Below are 21,694 nucleotides of genomic sequence, written 5' to 3'. Positions count from 1 at the left end.
GTTTTGGATAATATTTTATACGCCATGGCTTAAAGTGTGATCAGTGACTCAGAAAGCGGGTGGATAAAAAATTATTATCACTGCGAGTTATTTATACAGCACTTTGAGGATACAAACGTGAAAAGTTCAAACTTCCAAAAATGGCTTATGGTCATACTGCTCGCTATCGGCGGCGGAACAATCTTTAAATCTCTATATCTTAGAGAGATGCTTTATTACCCGTGGAATGAATTCATGGGTGTCGACAATACACAATCAGGATTATTGATGTCTTGGTTAGGCTTAGTAGGAGTTCTAGCTGGCTCTTTTTCTGGTGTTATTGTTGATAAAATAAATAATACACGATTGGTAATTGCAGGCACATTCTTGGTTATGGGGCTGGCAACTTTATGGCAGTCAACCGCTCCATCTCTACCTGTTCAATATGTAATCATCGGAATTTTGTCTACTTTTGCAAATGGCTTCTTCCTTGTTTCTATGGTTCGAGCTACTCGTCTAATTGGTGACGCTGAATCGCAAGGCAAAATGTTTGGATTTTTAGAATCTGGTCGTGGTATTGCAGGTTCTCTAGTATCAGCTGTTGCAATTTACATTGTTGCTCAAGCTTCAAGTGATATTGAAGGTGTTGCAAATATTCTTTATGCATACGGATTCTTATATATTGGTTTGGGTGTAATGATGTGGTTCTGCATCCCTAAAACAAAAGATGAAGAAAAATCTGATGAGAAGAAAGAAAAGCTTAGCATTGGTGATGTACTTTCAATTGCTAAAGTAAAAGAAGTTTGGCTGGCCGCTTTTGCAGTATTCGCTACGATTTGTTTTTACCAAGGTTCATCATACTTAGTACCATACCTAACAGATGCATATGGCATGTCTACTGATCAAGCTGCTATCGTTGGGATGATCCGAGCTTACGTCCTAGCAATCTTCCTTGCTCCTATTGCCGGCATCTTAGTTGATAAAGTAGGTTCAGCTATCAAAGTTATGAAGTTCCTTTTCATTGTTGGTGCTCTTTGTACAGGTCTGTTTCTAGTTATTCCTCAAAAGCCGGAAGTTGTTTGGTTTATGATTGCAGCTCTACTAGTTGCGGGCTCTATTAATTTTGCATTACGTGGGGTTATGTATGCACAGCTAGAAGAGATTAAAGTACCTAAACACCTAACTGGTACAGTAACAGGTATCGTTCTGACTATTGGCTTCTCTCCTGAGATTTTTATTCATGCAGTCTTTGGCTACTGGTTAGACACATACCAGCTTGAAGGCTACAACTATATGTTCATCTTTATGACAACATTGTTCGCTCTTGCTGCTTTTTCTTCTGCATATTTATACAAAAACGCAGGTACTGCATTTGAAAACTTTAAGCTAGCTTCTAAACCTCAACCAACAAAAGCACAATAGGGTAGCATTATGAAATATGACTTTAATGAAGTAATCGTTCGTAAAGGTTCAGAAAAATGGGAATATGACAGTGTTATCGATGGATACAAAGTTATCCCAATGTCTGTTGCAGATACAGACTTAGTGTCTCCTATTGAAGTTAAGGAAGCTTTAATTAATGTTTGTACACGTGGAGAGTTTGGTTACCCTGCTTACCATGAAGACTTTAAAGACGTATTAGCTGCATGGTATGACCGTTACTATGGTTGGAAACCTAGCACTGACGATATTATTGAAACGCCACCGCTGTTGATGACAATGGGTGCTTATATTCGAGGTAAGACTGAAGTTACGGATAAAGTCATTATCATGACACCTGTGTATCACTCTTTCGCAAGAACTATCCGCGAAAATCACCGTGATGTCGTTGAGTGCGATCTCATAAAAGACGACGAGAATAACTACACGATTGATTTTAACAAACTAGATCAACTTTGTAGTGCGGCAGAAAATAAGTTTTTAATCTTTTGTAACCCTCATAACCCTATTGGTCGTTGCTGGACAAAAGAAGAAGTTAAGAAAGTTGTTGATATTGCTCAAGCACACGGCGTAACTTTAATTTCTGATGAGATTCATGCTGACTTTGTCTATGATGAAAAAGTATATACACCTGTACTTCATGTTGCAGATAAACCTGATGGTATCATTACTTTTTCATCTGGTGGTAAGCTGTTTAATATTGGCGGCATCTTTAGCTCCTATGTATTCACTTCAGATCCTGAAATTAAAAAGCAGATCGGCATTGTTCTTAAAGAGTTGCATTTCCAACCTACCGCTTTTGCACACGAAGCTGCTTATGCTGGATATAAGTATGGTCACAGCTATCGTCAACAGGTAGTTGAACATATTAGAAAAATGCAGATAAAACTAGTTGATGGTCTAAATAATATGCCTTATCCAGTGAAAGCAAACCTACCTGAGTCTACTTACTTAGTTTGGGCAGACTTCTCTAACACTGGTTGGAGTGCTGATGAAATTCAGGACTTCTTAGTTAAAGAAGCGGGTCTTGGTTTTAACCGAGGTGATCAATTTGGTGAGTCGGGTGCTAAATTTGCTCGTATTAACTGTGGTGTGCCAGAGTCTCGAATCGATGAAGCACTAATGCGACTTGAAAAAGCATTCAATAAAAAATTATCATAGGAAAAACAAAGTGAAAAAGATTATCGCAACTGAAAAAGCACCATCAGCGATTGGACCTTATAGCCAAGGAAATGAGCTGGGAAACCTTATTTTCACCTCAGGTCAACTTCCAGTTAATCCTGAAACAGGAAAAATTGAGAGTAATGATATTACACAACAGTCACATCAATCTCTTGATAACTTAATGGCTGTATTATCTGCTGCTAGTGGCGATGCAAGCACTGTTGTAAAAACAACATGCTACTTAGCTGACATCAGTGATTTTGCTGAGTTTAATAAAGTATACTCTGAATACTTTACGAACGACTTCCCTGCAAGAAGCTGTTTTGCAGTAAAAGATCTGCCTCTTGGTGCAAAGATTGAAATTGAAGCGGTAGCATATAAAAAGTAGTAATTAATAATTAGGAGGGTGCTGCATAGCGGCACCTACGATAAGATGGGAAATAAATACTTACAACCTTACGAAGTAATAGTGGATTTTATTGCTGATTTCCACGGTAAAGATACCGAAGTCGTTCTACATAACCTTGATGATTTTGAAAAATCTATTTATAAAATCAGAAATGGACACATTAGTGGGCGAAAGGTTGGGGATCCGATCACAGACCTAGTTGTAAAAGCACTTAAAATTAATGATTCCACAATTCCATTTCAAACGAATTATTCAGCAAAAACACCAGATGGAAAACAATTGAAGTGTGCAACATTTTATATCCGAAATGAAGCCCAAGAAATTGTTGGTGCTCTATGTATAAACTCTATGATTGATGGTTTATTAGAATTACAAAGTAAAATTGATACCATTGTTAATGGAATGATTGGTAATCAAATAAATCATACGTCCGATAATGTAGATGAGCATCTAGGTGTAACGATTCCTGAAATGGTTGATAATAAGATAACTAATATTATTGCGAACCTAAATATGCCGACATCATCTCTAACTTCAGATGATAAAATTAATATTATTACTGAGTTAAATAATGATGGCGTGTTTTTACTTAAGGGTACCATTGTAAAAGTGGCAAAAATGCTCCACATGTCAGAGCCAACTGTTTATAAATACCTTCAGAAAATAAAATAATATATATTATTCCCCCCCCCATAATTAAAAACACCCTAACATTAGGGTGTTTTTTATAGTCAAGGAACTATTATGATTTCACGCACTGAAACATCACAACGTATGAGTCGTACTGTAATACACAACAATACTATTTATCTATGTGGTCAAGTAGCGAAAGATAGTACGAAAGATATTGAAGAGCAGACTAAAACAATGCTTCAAAAAGTGGATGATTTGTTGACAAATGCCGGTTCGAGTCGAGAAAAAATGTTGTCTGCAACTATCTATATTAAGACAATGAATGATTTTGCAAAAATGAATGAAGTTTGGGATTCTTGGGTTCCAGAGGGTCATGCACCAGCAAGAGCTTGTGTAGAGGCGTCAATGGCAAGAGAAGAGCTGTTAGTTGAGATCTCTGTAACAGCTGCTATTTAAAAACTTAAGGTGCTAACTAGAAGGTTAGCACCTTAGCCCCTCCCTCTTGTTACTACTTTAATAGGTTTAAGGTTGGCTTTTCAATCGAAACACCCCCAGCTATTTCTAGCGACAGGCGTGAAGTTCATGCTTCTATCAGCATTGAGCTTTGCGTTTATGTCTGCTTGTGTAAAGTATGTCTCGATAAATGGCATTCCCATTTTCGAAATCGTTGCAGCTCGTGCTTGTGTTTCTCTTTTTATTAGTTATTTTGATGTAAAAAGAAAACGTATTCCAATTTTTGGAAAAAATAAAAAACTACTGGCAGCAAGAGGTATTTCTGGAACATTAGCTTTAATTAGTCTTTATTATGCGGTTGCAACATTACCACTGGCTGAAGCAACAGTGCTTCAATACACTCACCCAATATTTACCATTCTGCTTAGTTGCTTTTTTTTGAATGAAAAGATATCTAGATCAACGCTTATATCAGTTTTACTGTCTATATTAGGGTTGCTTGTTATAATTAAATCACAAGTCACTAATGTAACAAACTTAGGCCCCTTACCTTCATTAAGCATCGCTGTTGCACTTTTTGGAGCACTAACTAGTTCAATAGCCTATATTTTGGTGAAAAAGCTGAGTAATACTGAAGATACATCTGTCATTATATTTTACTTTCCAATGATTGCTTTACCTGTATCTTTAATTATGATTAATAATAGTTTTGTAATACCAAGCTTTCATTTGTTTTTTATATTAATCCTTCTTGGTATTTTTACTCAAATTGGACAATATTCATTAACTAGAGCAATGAAAATTGAACAAGCGTCTAGAGTTTCTTTATATTCCTATGTCCAAATAGTTTTTTCAATGTTAATCGGCATCGCATTCTTCCAAGAGTCCCCCTCTTTATGGACTCTCGTAGGGGGAAGTTTGATTATTTTGGGTGTTTTTATTAATGCTATTGGTTCGAAGACAATTGAGTTCAATAAATGAGTTAGATCTTTCAATGTGGTGGCATAGTGAATTTAGCCACTCAATTAGAAGTTTTGCAATATCTGAAGTAATCCTTTAAATGCTAATTATGCAAAATCAATGACTTACAACTATCCAAATCCTTCATTAGATGGATTTGGACAGTTGTATGATCACCAAGGGATTCTGTCGTATCGTAATTCGAGTGATCAGATTTTGTGGCTGTGGTTGACTCATAATTAAGTATCTAGAGAGAAGGCGTCTTATTACTCGCTCTAAAAGTTTCAAACTTTATTGTCACAATTCTGTTGTTCAGAAGGTGGCTACGTTAATATAGTTTCAAACTCTATTTTCACTTTTTCTATCTAGCGCTACGTAGTGTTAACCCCTACACGGGAGAAAAGTTTCGATCTTTAATGTCCGTCGACATATGCCCCTGATCACAACCTAGACGAGGATTCGTGGTTTAAAATCGATAACTTTAGTCAGCAGCCATACTGTCTTGATATTCTTATAGCCGATTTTGATTCAAAAGATTATGACGATCTTCCAAAAGCTAAGTTCAAAGACATTGCTCAGCTTTATGCGGTTCAAGGCGATAATTTTTATTGTTCAAAAAATAACGCCTTCCCTTTTTGTCACCAAAAAGATGATTGCATTCGGCGAAGCTGCGGAGCTTGAAAGTACTGAAAAGCGTTTGGTAGTTAATCAAGTGGCTGATGCTGTCTACTACAAAGCGCAGGATAAGTTAATATTTAAGAGCCTAGCGACAATATCTAGTATTTTTAAAGGTATTGATGAGCTCTACAAAGAAGCCACAAAAGAAGAGGTTGAAAAATTTTTAGAAGAGGACTTTATCGAACTTTCTGATGGCTATGATACGTCTAAAGTATCGAAGCCTAATCGTAAACGTATCGCATTGGCAATGGATACACTGGCGGCATTACCAGTGGAAGAACGAGATCAAATGTACTCGTATATTCATAGTTACTGTGAGCAAAAGCTAACGTTCGATAAAGAAAACAGTAAGTTTGAAATCAACTCAGACGATGAGCTGAAATATTTGCTCTACGGTATTGAACAGCGTTTTTACACTACACCGTTAGGGCGTGAAAAACGCTTGGCTAATTCAGTCCAACCAATGTAATACACTAGTTGAATAGTTATGCGTTGTTATTTGATGTTATCGGGTTCTTAGCAAAGCTCATGACATCTCCCGAATGTGGTTCAAAAACGTGGGTATAACCATTGTTGAATTGCTAATTTGGTTTTTACATCAGTGCGCTTTATTGAGAACTTACAGCGCTGCAAGTTAAATTTGAAGGATAAAATGCAGAATTGATAAATTGTATTTTGACAACTTTTGTACTGTGTTAGGAATACTGCCGAAGTAACTCTAGGTGGCGTGGACACCAATCACCTATCTTCAAAAACCATGGAATGTAAGAGCGTGTCTGGCCTCTATTTCATTGGTGAAGTGATGGACGTAACCGGTTGGTTAGGCGGCTATAATTTCCAATGGTGTTGGAGTTCTGGCTTTGCAGCAGGTCAGTGGGTTTAAGCTTTGAGCCTATCCATTAGATTTTAAATTACATAAAAATGGCGAGTCATAGGACTCGCCATTTTTGTATTCAAAGCTTGTTATCGTTGATAATTCGGGAAGTCGCGTAGTGCGATAATCCTAATCTTTCTGGGCATTAACTTTCAGGGCTGAGGTTGTTTTTCTTCTTTCCCCATTTGATCTGCTGGATAACAAGGCCGGCAATGATCAGTACCAAGCCAAACAGGGTCGCTGGGTGAATCTCTTCGCCGATAATAGTGGAAAGTAGCATCAACGAGATAAACGGCGAGGCAAAAATTAGGTTGCTGATACGTGCCGTGTTGTTGGTCAGTTTTAATGCCGAGAGCCACAAGACAAAGGTAATGCCCATCTCGAACAGGCCAACATAAGTTACGGCCATCCAACCTTTCGCTGTGATTTGGCTAAAGCTCTCGCCTTCAAAAAGGGTTAAACCGATCGCGAAAGGTAATGCCACTAAGAAACCAAGCAGTACGCCAACCACTGGGTCAGCCTTGTTTTTGGTGTTGAGAATCCAATATCCTGCCCAAAGCAGAGTAGAAAGCAGCGCCAGTGCCACACCGAGTGGGCTATCGAACTGCATGCCTAACACATCGCCTTTGGTGGCAATAACTACCACACCCGCATAGCTGAAGGTACACGCAATCCAATCTTGCTTACGAATCTTTTGCCCCAGAAAAACCGCCGCCATTAAGGTTAGCGTGATAGCCCAGCTGTAGTTGATGGCTTGAGCTTGAGAAGCGGGCAGCAGGTCGTAGGCTTTGAATAGAATCAGGTAATAGGCCAATGGGTTAACCAAGCCGAGCAGCAGGTAATACCAAGGGTTTGAAAGGAACGTTGTACTCAGCTGAGAAAGCTTACCTTGAAAGGCGCAGACTGCGATCAGTGCAATCGACGACACAATGCTAGCGATAGTCAGCATTTGAACAGGTGAAAACTCAGCAAGGGTCAGCTTAAAAGCAGTAGCGACCGTTGACCACAGCAGTACTGCGGAAAGGCCAAAGCCCAAGGCACGACGTTCGTTCATGGCAACTCATTCTAATTTGATGGGACAGAATACGGAGCGCCTAGTCTATCTGTCGAATTTTAATACGGCAAACTGGACATTTATCCAGTATCAAAATACCATTTAATGAGTTATTTCCAATTAGGCTAAATCATTATCATGCAATGGATTATCGAACATCAGGCAACGCTTATTGCTGCAATTTCTGGCGCGCTCGTCAGCGGCGGTGTCGTGGGTTGGTGGATTAAACAGAAGCTCTCTTTTCAGCAGCGATTGCTCGAGCAGCAGCTAGAGTCCGATCGTTTGTTGCATGAATCTCAGCAAGCTCAGCTCAAAGCATCACTCGCAGAGGCGCAACAAGAGCTCGATGAGTTAGATGATGACCGAGACAAAGCGGCATTCGAGCTCAAGCAGGCGCACGGTAAGGTGATGGCTGCAATGGAAAAACTGCGCTACTTTGAGGCGGTAAAGCAAGAGCGCCAGCAGTACGCTGATGAGATCAATGTGCTTAAAGATCATAAGTCTGAATTAGAAGCCGAGCTGCGCGAGCAAGAAGCAAGGCATGACCAAGAAAACCTCGCCAATAGCGAAAAGCTGCAGTTGCTAGAGCAAGCTGAATCACGACTTAAGCAGCAGTTTGAATTGTTAGCGAACCAACTGTTTGAAACCAAAACCGCCAAGGTTGATCAGCAGAATAAGCAGAGCCTAGAAGGTTTGTTGTCTCCACTAAGAGAGCAGTTGGAAGGCTTTAAGAAACAAGTGAACGACAGCTTCAGCCAAGAAGCCAAAGAGCGTCATACTTTGGTGCATGAGCTTAAAAACCTGCAGCGTCTTAATGAGAGTATGACGCGTGAAGCGGTGAACCTGACTCAAGCGCTAAAGGGTGACAATAAACAACAAGGTAACTGGGGCGAGGTGGTACTGGCACGGGTGCTTGCTGAATCAGGACTGCGCGAAGGGCACGAATACCAAACGCAAGTGAACCTACAAAACGATGCGGGCAAGCGTTATCAACCGGATGTGATTGTGCATCTGCCACAAGATAAGCAAGTGGTGGTCGATTCCAAAATGGCGTTGGTGGCATTTGAACGCTACTTCAATGCCGAAACCGACCAGCAGCGTGATGCTGCATTGCGTGATCACTTGGTGTCGTTAAGAGCGCACATCAAAGGTTTGAGCCAGAAAGATTATCATCAGCTCAAAGGCATCCAAAGCTTGGATTATGTGTTGATGTTTATCCCGGTTGAACCAGCATTCCAAGTGGCGATTCAGGCGGATCCTAGCTTGGTGAAAGATGCGATGGAGCAAAACATCATCTTGGTCAGCCCAACCACTTTGCTGGTGGCACTGCGTACAATTGATAACCTGTGGCGTAATGAAAGACAGAACCAGAACGCTCAAGTCATCGCAGAGCGTGCAAGTAAGCTTTACGACAAACTGCGCTTGTTTGTGGATGATATGGAAGGCCTTGGTAGCTCGTTAGATAGAGCCAACCAAAGCTATCAAGGTGCGATGAATAAGCTAGTAACAGGCCGTGGCAACGTGATTCGTCAGGCCGAAAGCTTCAAGCAATTGGGTGTTGAAGTGAAGAAACCGATCTCGATTGGTTTGGCTGAAATGGCGCAAAATGAGGCTTTTTCAGAAAATGCCTCCTTAGTAGAAAGACAACCTGCTGAGGATAAAGTAAACTAATCGGCCGCAGCGCCTCTAAACACAAAGAGCGCTGTCGATGAGAACTTACCATGGTAGATAACAGCATTATGGACACAAGCGTGCAGACAAATTCAGCAGTAGAGTCAGAAACCACACACTTTGGTTTCGAAACAGTCGCAAAAGACGAAAAAGTCGCGAAAGTAGCAGAGGTATTTCACTCTGTAGCCGCTAAATACGACATCATGAATGACTTAATGTCGGGTGGTGTTCACCGCTTGTGGAAGCGATTCACGATTGATTGCAGTGGCGTTCGCCCTGGTCAGCGTATCCTAGATCTTGGTGGTGGTACTGGCGACCTTACTGCGAAATTCTCGCGTATCGTTGGTGAAAAAGGCCACGTGGTTCTTGCTGATATCAACAACTCAATGCTGAATGTTGGCCGTGATAAGCTGCGTGATAGCGGCATTGTTGGCAACGTACACTACGTACAAGCGAACGCTGAAGAGTTGCCATTCCCAGATAACTACTTCGATTGCATTACCATCAGCTTCTGTCTGCGTAACGTAACCGATAAAGACCAAGCGCTGCGTTCTATGTACCGCGTACTTAAGCCGGGTGGCCGTCTGTTGGTTCTTGAGTTTTCTAAGCCAGTGCTTGAGCCACTATCAAAGGTTTACGACGCATACTCTTTCCACCTGTTGCCAAAAATGGGTGAGTTGATTGCTAACGATGCAGACAGCTACCGTTACCTTGCAGAATCTATTCGTATGCACCCAAATCAAGAGACTTTGGAAGGCATGATGCAAGAAGCGGGTTTCGAGAATACTAAATACTTCAACCTAACGGGCGGCATTGTTGCGCTGCACCGCGGTTACAAGTTCTAGTCGAACTTGGTAGCAGGCTCTTAGGGCGTGCTAAACAATAAGAATAAAGACAGAACGGATAGGTTAAGGCTTATCCGTTTTCAAAGGTAAGGACAGTCATGCCATTTGATCCATTGGTAACCGCGGTTATTGAAACCTCTTTAAATACTTTCGTGAACGATGATCCAGCCTTGGTTCGTCGTTTGTCTCGTTTAAAGGGGCAGATCATTCAAGTTAATTTGAAAGAGTTGAATAAAACGCTCACTTTCGTTTTCAGCCAACAAATCGATGTGTTGTCGGAATACGAAGGGCAGCCTGATTGCTACCTATCTTTGAATTTATCGGTGTTACCGGAACTGCGTGAGCAATCGAACATCACCAAGCTGATCAAGCAAGATAAGCTGATCTTAGAGGGTGATATTCAACTGGCACAGAAATTTGCTCAGCTGATGACAGACTGCAAGCCTGATTTGGAAGAGTGGTTATCGCGCGTAACGGGTGATGTGGTTGCGCATACCTTGGTGCAAGGCGTTAAAAACGTCGGTGGCTTTGTGGCAAAACAGGCGACTAAGCATCAAAACCATGTTGCTCAAGTTCTGACTGAAGAGTGGAAGATCGCACCTGCACCGTTAGAAGTCGCGCATTTTTGCGACCAAGTTGATGACGTAAAAAGCTCTGCTGCTCGTCTTGAAGCTAAGTTGAACGCTCTGTTGGAGAAAGCATGACCCCAGCAGAACTGAAACGTCTTTATCATATTATCAAGGTACAGTTGGAATACGGCCTTGATGAGTTGATGCCGGAACACCAACTGACTAAAGCCCCTTTGTTGGCGCGAAAGTCACTGTTTTGGCTCAAGAACAAGCATCAAGATAAAGAGTTGGGTCATCGCTTGCGCCTTGCGCTGCAAGAACTTGGTCCAGTGTGGATCAAGTTTGGACAGATGATGTCGACACGTCGTGATCTGTTCCCTCCTCATATCGCCGATCAGTTGGCGTTGTTGCAAGACCAAGTTGCGCCGTTTGATGGTCAATTGGCGAAGCAAGATATGGAAAAGGCGTTGGGTGGCAGTTTAGACAACTGGTTTACCGACTTTGATATCGAGCCACTGGCTTCTGCTTCTATTGCTCAGGTGCATACCGCAAAGCTTAAAGAGAGCGGTCGCGAGATTGTTCTGAAGGTCATTCGACCTGATATTCGCCCGGTGATTGACGCAGATCTAAAACTGATGCACCGAATGGCGCGTATAGTCGCTAAGTCGCTTCCTGAAGCACGTCGTTTGAAACCGGTTGAAGTGGTTCACGAGTACGAGAAAACGTTACTTGATGAACTCGACCTGCGCCGTGAGGCGGCCAATGCCATTCAACTGCGACGTAATTTTGAAGGCAGTGAAGAGCTGTATGTTCCAGAGGTTATCCCTGATCTAAGCAGCGAAACCCTGATGGTGTCAGAGCGAATCTATGGTATTCAAGTCTCCGATATTGAGACGCTAGAAGCCAACGGCACCAACATGAAATTGCTCGCGGAACGCGGTGTGACGGTATTCTTCACCCAAGTATTCCGAGATAGCTTTTTCCATGCAGACATGCACCCGGGCAACGTATTTGTTAACCCAGAGAATCCAGATAACCCTCAGTGGATTGGTTTGGATTGTGGCATTGTTGGTACGCTCAATAGCGAAGATAAGCGCTATTTAGCAGAGAACTTGTTGGCTTTCTTCAATCGAGATTACCGTAAAGTTGCTGAGCTACACGTTGATTCGGGGTGGGTGCCACACGACACTAACGTCAATGATTTTGAGTTCGCGATCCGTATGGTGTGTGAGCCAATCTTTGCAAAACCACTTGGCGAGATCTCATTTGGCCATGTGTTGCTAAACTTATTTAATACAGCAAGACGTTTCAACATGGAGGTTCAACCTCAGTTGGTGCTTCTGCAAAAGACCTTGTTGTATGTCGAAGGCCTAGGCCGTCAGCTGTATCCGCAACTTGATTTGTGGGCAACGGCGAAGCCTTTCCTTGAAACCTGGATGATGAATCAGGTGGGGCCGCAAGCTGTGATCAACGCAGTAAAAGAGCGTGCGCCATTCTGGGCAGAAAAACTGCCAGAGCTGCCAGAGCTACTTTATGACAGCTTGCGCCAAGGTAAAGCGATGAACCACAGAATGGATCAGCTTTATCAAGGTTACCGAGATAGTAAGCGTCAGCAAGCAACTGGAAAGTTTTTGTTTGGCGTTGGAGCCACTTTAGTCGTATGCTCCGCAATATTAGTTTCAAGCCCTTATGAGCAGCTATCTATGGGCTGTGGCATCGCAGGTGTCACATTTTGGTTGCTTAGTTGGCGAGCTTACCGTCGTTAGACAGTAGACTCTCTTAATATTTTTATGTGTAGACAGACCCGAGGACAATGACAATGGGTGGTATCAGTATTTGGCAACTTCTAATCATTGCTGTAATTGTAATTTTGCTATTCGGAACAAAGAAACTGCGCGGTATGGGTGGTGACTTAGGTTCAGCGGTTAAAGGCTTCAAAAAAGCGATGAGCGATGAAGACAAGCCTGCAGATAAGAAAGATGCAGACTTCGAACCAAAGAATATTGAACAGCAGAAGACAGAAGCTCACGCTGAAACAACTGCTGAAACAAAGAAAGACAAAGAGCAGGCGTAAATCGTGTTTGATATCGGTTTTTGGGAACTGGTATTAATATCTGTCGTTGGGTTAGTGGTTTTAGGGCCTGAGCGTTTGCCCGTGGCGATTCGCAGTATTTCCAAGTTTGTTGGACAAGCGAAAAGCATGGCAAACAGTGTGAAAGATGAACTTTCTCATGAGCTTAAGGTGCAAGAGCTGCAAGAAAACCTACGCAAGGCGGAAAAAATGGGTATGGAAGATTTATCTCCAGACCTTAAAGCGTCAGTCGATGAACTCAAGCAGGCCGCTGCTGAGGTTCAACGTCCGTATGCTAAGCCTGAGTCTGATAAGCCAAGTGAGACTAAACCTAGTGTCATGGAAACTGTGGAATCTGAAACCATTCAGGTCAACAGCGAAGCTTCAGCACCGTCAGATAAGAAAGCCGAATAGTCTCGCAAGGAGGAGTCGCCGGATACTTGATTCGCTAGATGTTTAAATAGATATCTATTCAAGTAAATAACTATTCAAGTGGATACCAATTCAACTGGATAGATACACGCGCGGCTCCTTTTCGATCTTCCTGTTTAAGAGGTTTGACATGTCTTCGACTGAGCAGACACAGCCTTTAATTAGCCACCTTCTAGAACTACGTAATCGCCTACTACGTGCGATTGTCGCGGTGCTAGTGATATTTGTCGGGCTAATTTATTTTGCTAATGATATTTATGAATTCGTATCAGCACCTTTGGTAGATCGTCTACCGGAAGGGGCGACGATGATCGCAACCGATGTTGCATCGCCATTTTTCACACCGCTGAAATTAACCTTGATCGCGTCTATATTCCTCGCGGTTCCGTTTATTTTGTATCAGGTGTGGGCTTTTGTTGCTCCGGGTTTATACAAGCATGAAAAACGCTTGATCATGCCGCTATTGGCTTCAAGTTCATTGCTGTTTTACTGTGGTGTGGCGTTCGCTTACTTTATTGTATTCCCGTTGGTATTTGGCTTTTTTACGGCCATATCATTAGGGGGAGTAGAGTTCGCAACCGACATCTCAAGCTATCTTGATTTTGTACTCGCGCTGTTCTTTGCTTTTGGTATTGCCTTTGAAGTGCCTGTTGCGATTATCTTGTTGTGTTGGACGGGGGCAACAACGCCTCAATCTCTGTCTGAAAAGCGTCCTTACATTGTGGTGGGTGCTTTCATCATCGGTATGATGCTGACACCACCAGATATGATCTCGCAAACACTGTTGGCGATTCCAATGTGTATTCTGTTTGAGATTGGCCTGTTTTTCGCACGCTTTTATACGCGTAAGCCAGATGCGGATGAAGAGGAAGAAGCTGAATCTTGATTCGGAATGCTTCAGTAAAAATCACATAATAAAAAAGCGGCCTAGGGCCGCTTTTTTATTATGTCTGTTTATCGAATCTTTAACTGATAGCCACAGTTCTGACATATATAGAGCTCTTTGATGCCCAAAATTTTATGCCATAGGGTTCGATGTTGACGTTGTAAGTGTTGTGAATGGTCACACATAATCAACTATCTCCATATGCAGGTGGTTGATACTATACATGTCACTTAGCTTTCTCAAATAAATTCAGGAAAAATCCGTAATAATTACTTATTAATAGATTTGTCATAAATTAAACAATGCCTTAGCATTTTTGGTGGTTATGTTTTCGACTTCTTCAAGGGTAATTCCGCGTAATTCGGCGATGCGTTTTGCTACTAATTCTGTGTAGGCTGGTTCATTGCGTTTACCGCGATTCGGTGTTGGTGCCAAGTATGGGCAATCTGTCTCTAGAAAGACGTAATCCATATCGAGATGTGGGATCACCTTGTCCATCCCAGAGTTCTTAAAGGTCGAAACGCCGCCTAAACCTAAATGAAAGCCTAGCTCGTTGATCGCTTGAGCTTCCTCTAAGCTGCTACCAAAGCAGTGGAATACCCCGCGTAAGCTGCCATCTTGTTCTTTACGAAGTAGGGCAAGTGTCTCTTCAATGGAATCACGAGTGTGGATCACCACAGGTAGATCAAGCTCTTTTGCCCACTGCAGTTGAGTCACAAACGCCATCTCTTGTTCAGCCTTGAAGGTTTTATCCCAGTACAAGTCGATACCAATCTCACCCACGGCGATAAAGTCATGCTTATCAAACCAAGCTCGAATGGTTTTGAGGGTTTGCTCGATATTCGCATCCACATAACAAGGGTGTAAGCCCATCATTGAACGGCACACATCAGGAAACTGCGCTTCCGTTGCTAACATTGGTTCGATAGATTCTAAATCGATGTTCGGCAATAGAATGGTATCAATCCCTTGAGCCAGTGCGCGCTGCACAACTTGTTCGCGGTCTTCATCGAATTCGCTAGCGTAAATATGAGCATGGGTGTCGATCATTGTTTTGTCCTGAAAGCGGTCTTTACTGAGTTGTCATGAGTATACGGCAGTGTGAGGAGAAGGTCATTTTTTGCCATTTATCCCTATTTTTGAGTGGGTTTCATATTTTACTGCTAGCGTCCTGAGCCATCAGTGATATGCTTTTGCCTGTATTTAGCACTTTTCATATCTAAGTATTTCGGTGCTTAGACTAGGCAAGGAGAATCTAGTGTCTGTTTCAATTCAAGGTCAATTCCCAGGTCGCCGTATGCGCCGTATGCGTAAGCACGACTTTAGCCGTCGCCTAATGGCAGAAAATCAATTGTCTGTGGATGATCTAATCTACCCAATGTTTATCCTGATGGGTAAAGACCGCCGCGAGCCTGTCGAGTCAATGCCAGGTGTTGAACGCTTGTCGATCGACTACATGCTTGAGGAAGCAGATTACCTGTCAAAGCTGGGTGTTCCTGCGATTGCTCTATTTCCAGTCGTGAACCAAGATGCTAAAAGTTTATGCGCAGCTGAAGCTCATAACTCAGAAGGTTTGGTGCAGCGCGCTGTACGTTTACTAAAAGAGCATGTGCCAAACATTGGCGTTATTACTGACGTAGCACTAGACCCGTTCACCACTCACGGCCAAGACGGCATCATCGATGAAGATGGTTACGTGATGAATGACGAGACGACTGAAGTCTTGATCAAGCAAGCATTATCACACGCTGAAGCGGGTGCTGACGTAGTTGCCCCATCGGATATGATGGATGGTCGCATTGGTAAGATCCGTGAAGCGTTAGAAGAAGCGGGCCATATTCATACTCAGATTATGGCGTACTCTGCAAAATATGCATCGTGCTACTACGGCCCATTCCGTGATGCAGTTGGCAGTGCTTCGAACCTGAAAGGTGGTAACAAGAAGAACTACCAGATGGATCCAGCCAACAGCGATGAAGCGATTCATGAAGTCGCGATGGATCTTAATGAAGGTGCGGACATGGTGATGGTGAAACCAGGCATGCCTTACCTTGATATTGTTCGTCGTGTTAAGCACGAACTGCAAGCGCCTACGTTTGCTTACCAAGTATCTGGTGAATACGCGATGCACAAAGCGGCGATTCAAAACGGCTGGCTGAAAGAGCGCGAAACCGTCATGGAATCACTGTTGTGCTTTAAGCGTGCTGGCGCTGATGGCATTCTTACTTACTTCGCTAAAGATGTCGCAGAGTGGCTTGCTGAAGATAACGCACAAGCTGCTGAGCATTTAAAAGAAAAGTAACCGTGTAGATCTCACTTAAGTGATCAGTAAAGGGTTGGCCATTGTGCCAGCCCTTTCGTTTATAAGGATGAATAAGATGTCAGTTGTCGTACGTGAAGGTTCTTTAGAAGAAGTGGTGTCTGTGGTCGAGCAGATCTCTGAGTTCGCTAAAAAAGAGAGTGTCGCTTCTCTGTCAGAGCGGCTGGCAGGGAAAAAGAGCCTTATCTTAGTGGCTGAAGAAGCTGGCGTGTTGCTTGGCTTTAAGATCGGCTATGAATTGGATCAAGATACTTTTTACAGCTGGTTTGGTGGCGTGTCACCGCTCGCGAGGAACAAAGGCGTTGCACAGGCGCAATTAGACGTTCAGGAACAGTGGGCGAAAGAGCAGGGCTACAGACAGTTAAAGGTTAAGTCTCGTAACCAGTTCCCTGCAATGTTGCGCCTGTTATTGAGAAACGGTTACCTAATCGAAAGATTTGAAGAAAAAGAAGACATTAATGACCATAGAATCCATTTTTTGAAGCAAATTTAAGCACTGCTGTTAACGGTTTATAAATCAAATGAGATTTATTATCATTTAATTGTTGACTATTAAATGAGAATCATTATTATTAACTTCGTCTTAGGGAATGAGGAAATGTTCACAAGGATGTTAAGTACTCAAGTATCTACTTGGTTACCCAACAGAATTCTCGCGAACTTGTACTAAGTTCTTTTTGACACGACATTGCTCACATTGCTTCCAGTGTAATTTATAGCTTTTAGGTAAAGCTGTGGTATTCAATTTGAATGGCTTTACCGGTTTTTGCTAGGCGACATCTTCGGGTGTCGCTTTTTTTTATACCTACCATTTCAACAAGATGCATATTTAGTGGCACGTATTTTTATGAATAAAACGCCATCAGCATTCTTTTCCACAACGCAAGATCGAGAAAAGATCGTTGATCATCTGTTCGATCTGTAAAATTATTCTTTATTTTCAGTTGTTTATTGGTGTTTTTTGAGTTGTTCACCGTAGTTCTCAACAGGGTGGATAAATAATATAAACAGAGTTATCCACAGAACGCTTGCGTCTAAGAACAAAAAATAACAACAAATCGATTATAACGAACACAACCGAGTGAACGGATACAGATCGACAACGTGGAATCCAACCAACAGACGTGGCATTCTTAACAGATAATTTCTGTACTTACTGGATACACAAACATTATGGCTCGTATTCCTGATAATCCATTGATTCTGATCGATGGCTCTTCTTACCTATATCGCGCGTTCCATGCTTACCCTGGCACAATGAGCAATGGTGATATCCCAACTAACGCTGTTTACGGTGTAGTTAACATGCTGCGCAGCATGATGCGTCAATTTGCTTCTGATCGTATTGCGGTAATTTTTGATGCGAAAGGAAAGACGTTCCGTGATGACATGTACCCAGAGTACAAGGCAAACCGTCCACCTATGCCTGATGATCTTCGTTGCCAGATTGAGCCTTTGCACAATGTGATTCGTGCAATGGGTTTGCCACTTATCTCTATTCCCGGCGTTGAAGCGGATGACGTGATCGGTACGCTTGCTTCTCAAGCTTCTGCGATGGGTATGCCTGTGCTTATTAGTACTGGCGATAAAGATATGGCGCAGCTTGTCGATGACAACGTTACTCTGATTAACACCATGACCAACGTGGTAATGGATCGTGAAGGCGTGATTGAGAAGTTTGGCATCCCACCAGAGCTTATTATCGACTACCTTGCGCTGATGGGCGATAAAGTCGATAACATCCCAGGAGTTCCGGGTGTCGGTGACAAGACAGCGACTGCTCTGCTGCAAGGCATTGGTAGCATCGAAAAGCTGTATCAAAACCTGGATGATATTGCCGCTCTTGGCTTCCGTGGTTCAAAAACCATGGCTAAGAAGCTGATTGATAATAAAGACAACGCTGAGATGTCTTATGAGCTTGCAACGATCAAACTGGACGTCGAGTTAGAAGAGACACCTGAGTCGCTTGTAAAAGCACAACCAAACACGGATGAGCTGATTAAGCTATATGGTCAACTGGTCTTCAAGTCTTGGTTGAACGAGCTACTTGAAGGTGGCAGTGGTGTGGTTGAGGCGGATGAAAAGTCGGGCGCAGTGCACAGCAATACGGCATCAACCACTTCTACCGTAGAAATGAACACCTCTGCAGTGACGATTGATCGCAGCAACTACGAAACCATCTTAGATGAAGCCTCTTTTAATGCGTGGCTAGAGAAACTGAAAGCGTCAGAGGTGTTTGCCTTTGATACTGAAACAGACAGCTTGGACTACATGGTGGCTAACCTTGTTGGTCTATCATTCGCAACCGAAGAAGGCGTTGCCGCTTACGTACCGGTTGCCCATGATTACCTAGATGCACCTCAACAACTCGACCGTGATTGGGTACTTGAACAGCTTAAGCCGATTCTTGAAGATGACGCACAGGCTAAAGTCGGTCAAAACCTGAAGTACGATATGAGCGTTTTAGCGCGCTACGGTATCGAGATGAAAGGCATCAAGCACGACACCATGCTAGCGTCTTATGTTTTTAATAGCGTTGGCGGCAAGCATGATATGGATAGCCTAGCGCTGCGTTTCCTTCAGCACAGCTGCATCTCATTTGAGCAAATCGCAGGTAAAGGTAAGAAGCAGCTTACTTTCAACCAGATTGAGCTGGGTGAAGCGTCTCCATACGCAGCAGAAGATGCTGACGTGACTTTACGTCTTCATAACCGTTTGATGGAAAACATTGAGCAAGATGAAAAGCTAAAAGCCATCTATGAAGAAATCGAAGTACCACTGATCCCTGTTATGTCTCGCATTGAACGCACTGGCGTATTCATCGATGACATGCTGCTAGGCGCTCAATCGCAAGAGATTGCGGTTCGATTGGATGAGCTAGAACAGAAAGCCTACGAGATTGCAGAGCAAGAGTTCAACATGAACTCGCCAAAACAGCTGCAAGCGATCCTGTTTGAGAAAATGGGTCTGCCTGTTATCAAGAAAACGCCATCAGGTGCACCTTCAACCAACGAAGAAGTGCTGCAAGAGCTGGCTCTTGATTACCCGCTACCTAAGCTGATCATTGAGTATCGTGGCCTTGCGAAACTCAAGTCTACCTACACAGATAAACTACCGAAGATGATCAACGCTGAAACGGGTCGTGTTCATACGTCTTATCACCAAGCGGTGACAGCAACGGGTCGATTGTCTTCAACAGATCCAAACCTGCAGAACATCCCAATTCGTAATGAAGAAGGCCGTCGTATCCGCCAAGCATTCGTTGCACAACATGGTTGGAAGATTCTAGCGGTCGATTACTCTCAAATTGAATTGCGTATCATGGCGCACCTTTCGGGTGATAAAGCGCTTCTGGAAGCATTCCAACAAGGCAAAGATATCCACGCGGCAACGGCTGCTGAGATCATTGGTGTTGATATTGAGAGTGTGACCACTGAACAACGTCGTCGTGCTAAAGCCGTTAACTTCGGTCTTATCTACGGTATGAGTGCCTTTGGCTTGGCTAAGCAACTGGGTATTCCTCGTGGCGAAGCACAGCACTACATGGACACTTACTTCGAGCGTTACCCTGGCGTAATGCAGTATATGGAAGACACGCGCAGTGCTGCTTCAGAGCAAGGCTTCGTTGAAACCATTTACGGTCGTCGACTGCACCTTCCTGAGATTCAATCTCGTAATGGCATGCGTCGTAAGGCTGCTGAACGCGCGGCGATCAACGCGCCAATGCAAGGCACAGCGGCTGACATCATTAAGAAAGCGATGTTGTTGGTGGATGAGTGGATTCAAGCGGAAGGCGATGGTCGTGTGAAACTGCTTATGCAGGTACACGATGAATTGGTGTTTGAAGTGGAAGAGTCATCTTTAGCCGAAATTGAAAGTAAAGTACAAGAATTGATGGAATCCGCTGCAGAGCTAGAAGTGCCGCTTGTCGCGGAAGCTGGCCACGGTGACAACTGGGATCAAGCCCACTAATCAGTTTTTGACCTTAATAAGCAAATTAGTATGAGCCAGTGCACAAACACTGGCTTTTTTTTGTCTCAAATAAAGTTAAGTCGTAATAAGAATTTAGGTGTTTTAATAAAACATTCATGAAAAAAAACTACAAAAGTTGTTTTCATTTCTGAGCAATTGTTGTACATTAAATCTCGTAGGGTACAGAGGTAAGATGTTCTATCTTTCAGACCTTTTGTTTCACGTTATTGGATTAGGCTGATTCAGCCGCCCCAGTCAGTATTTGACTGGGGCGTTTTTTCTTGTGCGAAAGAAAAATATTTCCAACCTATCATTCCCCCGTAAAACCTCTCATTTTTAGTGCCTTTTATTACACTTTCTCAAGCACAGTGATAAACCCCTGATTTGCCTTAGATCTGAAATTCGATCAGCTTTTGGTAATTTAAATCCGTCTCTAAGTCGATTGTTTTATCACTTGAAATAACTTTTATTTTACAAGTTATCGATAAAGGATTGATGGATCACGCCTTATTTATCAGTGTATTGAGTCGGTGAATGCTCAATGTAATCCATGATTTTCTGTTGTTTCTCGGTGCTATATTTCAGAGCTTCGGCGGTGATCTGGATGGATTGCGCCATTGAAGAGATATTGTTGGTCGCTTTTACCAAGGTTTGCTGCATTGGTTTCAGGATAAGCAGATAGATAGCGGTCAAAGCGATAATAATGACGGCGATAACGGCCGCCAGCGCAATGATGATCTTGGTCTGAATGTCATCCAACAGCATTTGACTGGTTTGTTTAAAGGCGAGTCGAGATTGGTCTAAGGCTTGTGGCAGTTGATTGAGTGATGTCTTGGTGGAGCTCGCAAGCTTATTGATACTTTCAACCGTTTGATTGAGGGCTTGTTGCTGGTCGTCGCTTAGGTTGGGGTTGTTGACTATCGCTTGCAAAGATTGCGATATCACCTCAAGAGACTCACTCGCGTCTTGGGCGTACTTTTCCATGCCATCGAGGTCTAAGGTCATATCGACATTGATCAGTGGGGCTTGTTCTTGTTCTGCTTCAGAGGCAAACCCTGTCAGTGAGACCAACATAAGTGCAATGATGGCCAACGGTATTTTCCACATGAGTATTCCTTTCTCATTTTTCTGATTATTTAGATGTGTCTTTTAGTATGGTTCACTTCTATTGGTTTTAGTGGGTAAATCCGATCTTTAACACTAAAAACTTAGGCTTAACTCACTCATTTTTGGGCAAAAAAATACCCCACCTATATAAGGAGGGGCATTGATAAGGCTAAATCA

Annotated in this window: 19 protein-coding genes and 2 pseudogenes; 18 read left to right on the top strand and 3 right to left on the bottom strand. The window is 42.8% G+C overall.

The window, feature by feature from the left end; translation table 11 throughout:
* Positions 1 to 117 precede the first annotated feature (117 nt).
* The 8 genes and pseudogenes from AB4154_RS19190 to AB4154_RS19155 form a co-directional block, all read left to right on the top strand.
* The gene (locus tag AB4154_RS19190) at positions 118 to 1,401 is read left to right on the top strand and encodes a nitrate/nitrite transporter (protein WP_372123853.1); all 1,284 of its coding nucleotides are present in this window, start codon (positions 118 to 120) and stop codon (positions 1,399 to 1,401) included.
* 9 nt (positions 1,402 to 1,410) lie between these two features.
* Positions 1,411 to 2,580: a MalY/PatB family protein gene (locus tag AB4154_RS19185; protein WP_372123851.1), complete on the top strand. Its 1,170-nt coding sequence runs from the start codon at positions 1,411 to 1,413 to the stop codon at positions 2,578 to 2,580.
* A 10-nt stretch (positions 2,581 to 2,590) separates the two neighbouring features.
* A complete protein-coding gene (locus AB4154_RS19180; RefSeq protein WP_372123849.1) occupies positions 2,591 to 2,971 on the top strand; it encodes a RidA family protein in 381 nt (126 codons plus the stop codon).
* A 45-nt stretch (positions 2,972 to 3,016) separates the two neighbouring features.
* Positions 3,017 to 3,664 carry a transcriptional regulator gene (locus AB4154_RS19175; protein WP_372123847.1) on the top strand — a complete coding sequence of 216 codons (648 nt, stop codon included), beginning with the start codon at positions 3,017 to 3,019 and terminating at the stop codon, positions 3,662 to 3,664.
* A 72-nt stretch (positions 3,665 to 3,736) separates the two neighbouring features.
* A complete protein-coding gene (locus tag AB4154_RS19170; RefSeq protein WP_372123845.1) occupies positions 3,737 to 4,081 on the top strand; it encodes a RidA family protein in 345 nt (114 codons plus the stop codon).
* Between the two features lie 72 nt (positions 4,082 to 4,153).
* Positions 4,154 to 5,059, top strand: a complete 906-nt coding sequence (locus AB4154_RS19165) for a DMT family transporter (RefSeq protein ID WP_372123843.1) — start codon at positions 4,154 to 4,156, stop codon at positions 5,057 to 5,059.
* Between the two features lie 408 nt (positions 5,060 to 5,467).
* A pseudogene (locus tag AB4154_RS19160) lies at positions 5,468 to 6,185 on the top strand (ATP F0F1 synthase synthase); the annotation flags it as partial.
* A 234-nt stretch (positions 6,186 to 6,419) separates the two neighbouring features.
* Positions 6,420 to 6,599 (top strand): annotated as a pseudogene (locus tag AB4154_RS19155) (NAD(P)/FAD-dependent oxidoreductase); the annotation flags it as partial.
* A gap of 136 nt (positions 6,600 to 6,735) precedes the next feature.
* Here the strand turns inward: AB4154_RS19155 and AB4154_RS19150 are convergent.
* The gene (locus AB4154_RS19150; RefSeq protein WP_372123842.1) at positions 6,736 to 7,644 is read right to left on the bottom strand and encodes a DMT family transporter; all 909 of its coding nucleotides are present in this window, start codon (positions 7,642 to 7,644) and stop codon (positions 6,736 to 6,738) included.
* Positions 7,645 to 7,782: 138 nt separating this feature from the next.
* On the opposite strand from AB4154_RS19150, the gene rmuC reads away from it, so the two are divergent.
* From rmuC to tatC, 7 genes are all read left to right on the top strand, one after another.
* The gene (gene rmuC / locus AB4154_RS19145) at positions 7,783 to 9,315 is read left to right on the top strand and encodes a DNA recombination protein RmuC (RefSeq protein ID WP_171732309.1); all 1,533 of its coding nucleotides are present in this window, start codon (positions 7,783 to 7,785) and stop codon (positions 9,313 to 9,315) included.
* 65 nt (positions 9,316 to 9,380) lie between these two features.
* Positions 9,381 to 10,160, top strand: coding sequence for a bifunctional demethylmenaquinone methyltransferase/2-methoxy-6-polyprenyl-1,4-benzoquinol methylase UbiE (gene ubiE, locus AB4154_RS19140; RefSeq protein ID WP_026012235.1), 780 nt, complete (start codon positions 9,381 to 9,383; stop codon positions 10,158 to 10,160).
* 98 nt (positions 10,161 to 10,258) lie between these two features.
* Complete coding sequence (locus AB4154_RS19135; protein ID WP_017063051.1) at positions 10,259 to 10,864, top strand: SCP2 domain-containing protein; 606 nt, start codon at positions 10,259 to 10,261, stop codon at positions 10,862 to 10,864.
* Entirely contained in the window at positions 10,861 to 12,495 is a 1,635-nt protein-coding gene (gene ubiB / locus AB4154_RS19130) for a ubiquinone biosynthesis regulatory protein kinase UbiB (RefSeq protein WP_017065813.1), read from the top strand. The genes AB4154_RS19135 and ubiB overlap by 4 nt, the downstream gene beginning before the upstream one ends.
* Positions 12,496 to 12,548: 53 nt before the next feature.
* Positions 12,549 to 12,803 carry a Sec-independent protein translocase subunit TatA gene (gene tatA / locus AB4154_RS19125; protein ID WP_017060154.1) on the top strand — a complete coding sequence of 85 codons (255 nt, stop codon included), beginning with the start codon at positions 12,549 to 12,551 and terminating at the stop codon, positions 12,801 to 12,803.
* 3 nt (positions 12,804 to 12,806) lie between these two features.
* Positions 12,807 to 13,214: a Sec-independent protein translocase protein TatB gene (gene tatB / locus AB4154_RS19120; protein ID WP_017060155.1), complete on the top strand. Its 408-nt coding sequence runs from the start codon at positions 12,807 to 12,809 to the stop codon at positions 13,212 to 13,214.
* 148 nt (positions 13,215 to 13,362) lie between these two features.
* Positions 13,363 to 14,118, top strand: a complete 756-nt coding sequence (gene tatC, locus AB4154_RS19115) for a twin-arginine translocase subunit TatC (protein ID WP_017060156.1) — start codon at positions 13,363 to 13,365, stop codon at positions 14,116 to 14,118.
* Positions 14,119 to 14,406: 288 nt separating this feature from the next.
* On the opposite strand, the gene AB4154_RS19110 is transcribed toward tatC, so the two are convergent.
* A complete protein-coding gene (locus tag AB4154_RS19110) occupies positions 14,407 to 15,168 on the bottom strand; it encodes a TatD family hydrolase (RefSeq protein ID WP_372123840.1) in 762 nt (253 codons plus the stop codon).
* Between the two features lie 208 nt (positions 15,169 to 15,376).
* Between AB4154_RS19110 and hemB the strand changes: the two genes are divergently transcribed.
* The 3 genes from hemB (at position 15,377) to polA (ending at position 20,410) form a co-directional block, all read left to right on the top strand.
* Positions 15,377 to 16,420, top strand: a complete 1,044-nt coding sequence (hemB, locus tag AB4154_RS19105) for a porphobilinogen synthase (RefSeq protein ID WP_017060158.1) — start codon at positions 15,377 to 15,379, stop codon at positions 16,418 to 16,420.
* 76 nt (positions 16,421 to 16,496) lie between these two features.
* Complete coding sequence (locus tag AB4154_RS19100) at positions 16,497 to 16,931, top strand: GNAT family N-acetyltransferase (RefSeq protein WP_017063054.1); 435 nt, start codon at positions 16,497 to 16,499, stop codon at positions 16,929 to 16,931.
* Positions 16,932 to 17,611: 680 nt separating this feature from the next.
* Positions 17,612 to 20,410, top strand: a complete 2,799-nt coding sequence (gene polA, locus AB4154_RS19095) for a DNA polymerase I (protein WP_372123838.1) — start codon at positions 17,612 to 17,614, stop codon at positions 20,408 to 20,410.
* A gap of 507 nt (positions 20,411 to 20,917) precedes the next feature.
* Here polA and AB4154_RS19090 read toward each other — a convergent pair.
* Positions 20,918 to 21,517, bottom strand: coding sequence for a GTP-binding protein (locus tag AB4154_RS19090; RefSeq protein WP_372123836.1), 600 nt, complete (start codon positions 21,515 to 21,517; stop codon positions 20,918 to 20,920).
* Positions 21,518 to 21,694 lie beyond the last annotated feature (177 nt).

The organism is Vibrio sp. 10N.286.51.B11 (assembly GCF_041469245.1).
GTDB classification, from domain to species: Bacteria; Pseudomonadota; Gammaproteobacteria; order Enterobacterales; family Vibrionaceae; genus Vibrio; species Vibrio crassostreae_C.
The sequence above is the reverse complement of the archived record's forward strand: the minus strand, read 5'-3'. Positions and strand labels throughout refer to the sequence as shown.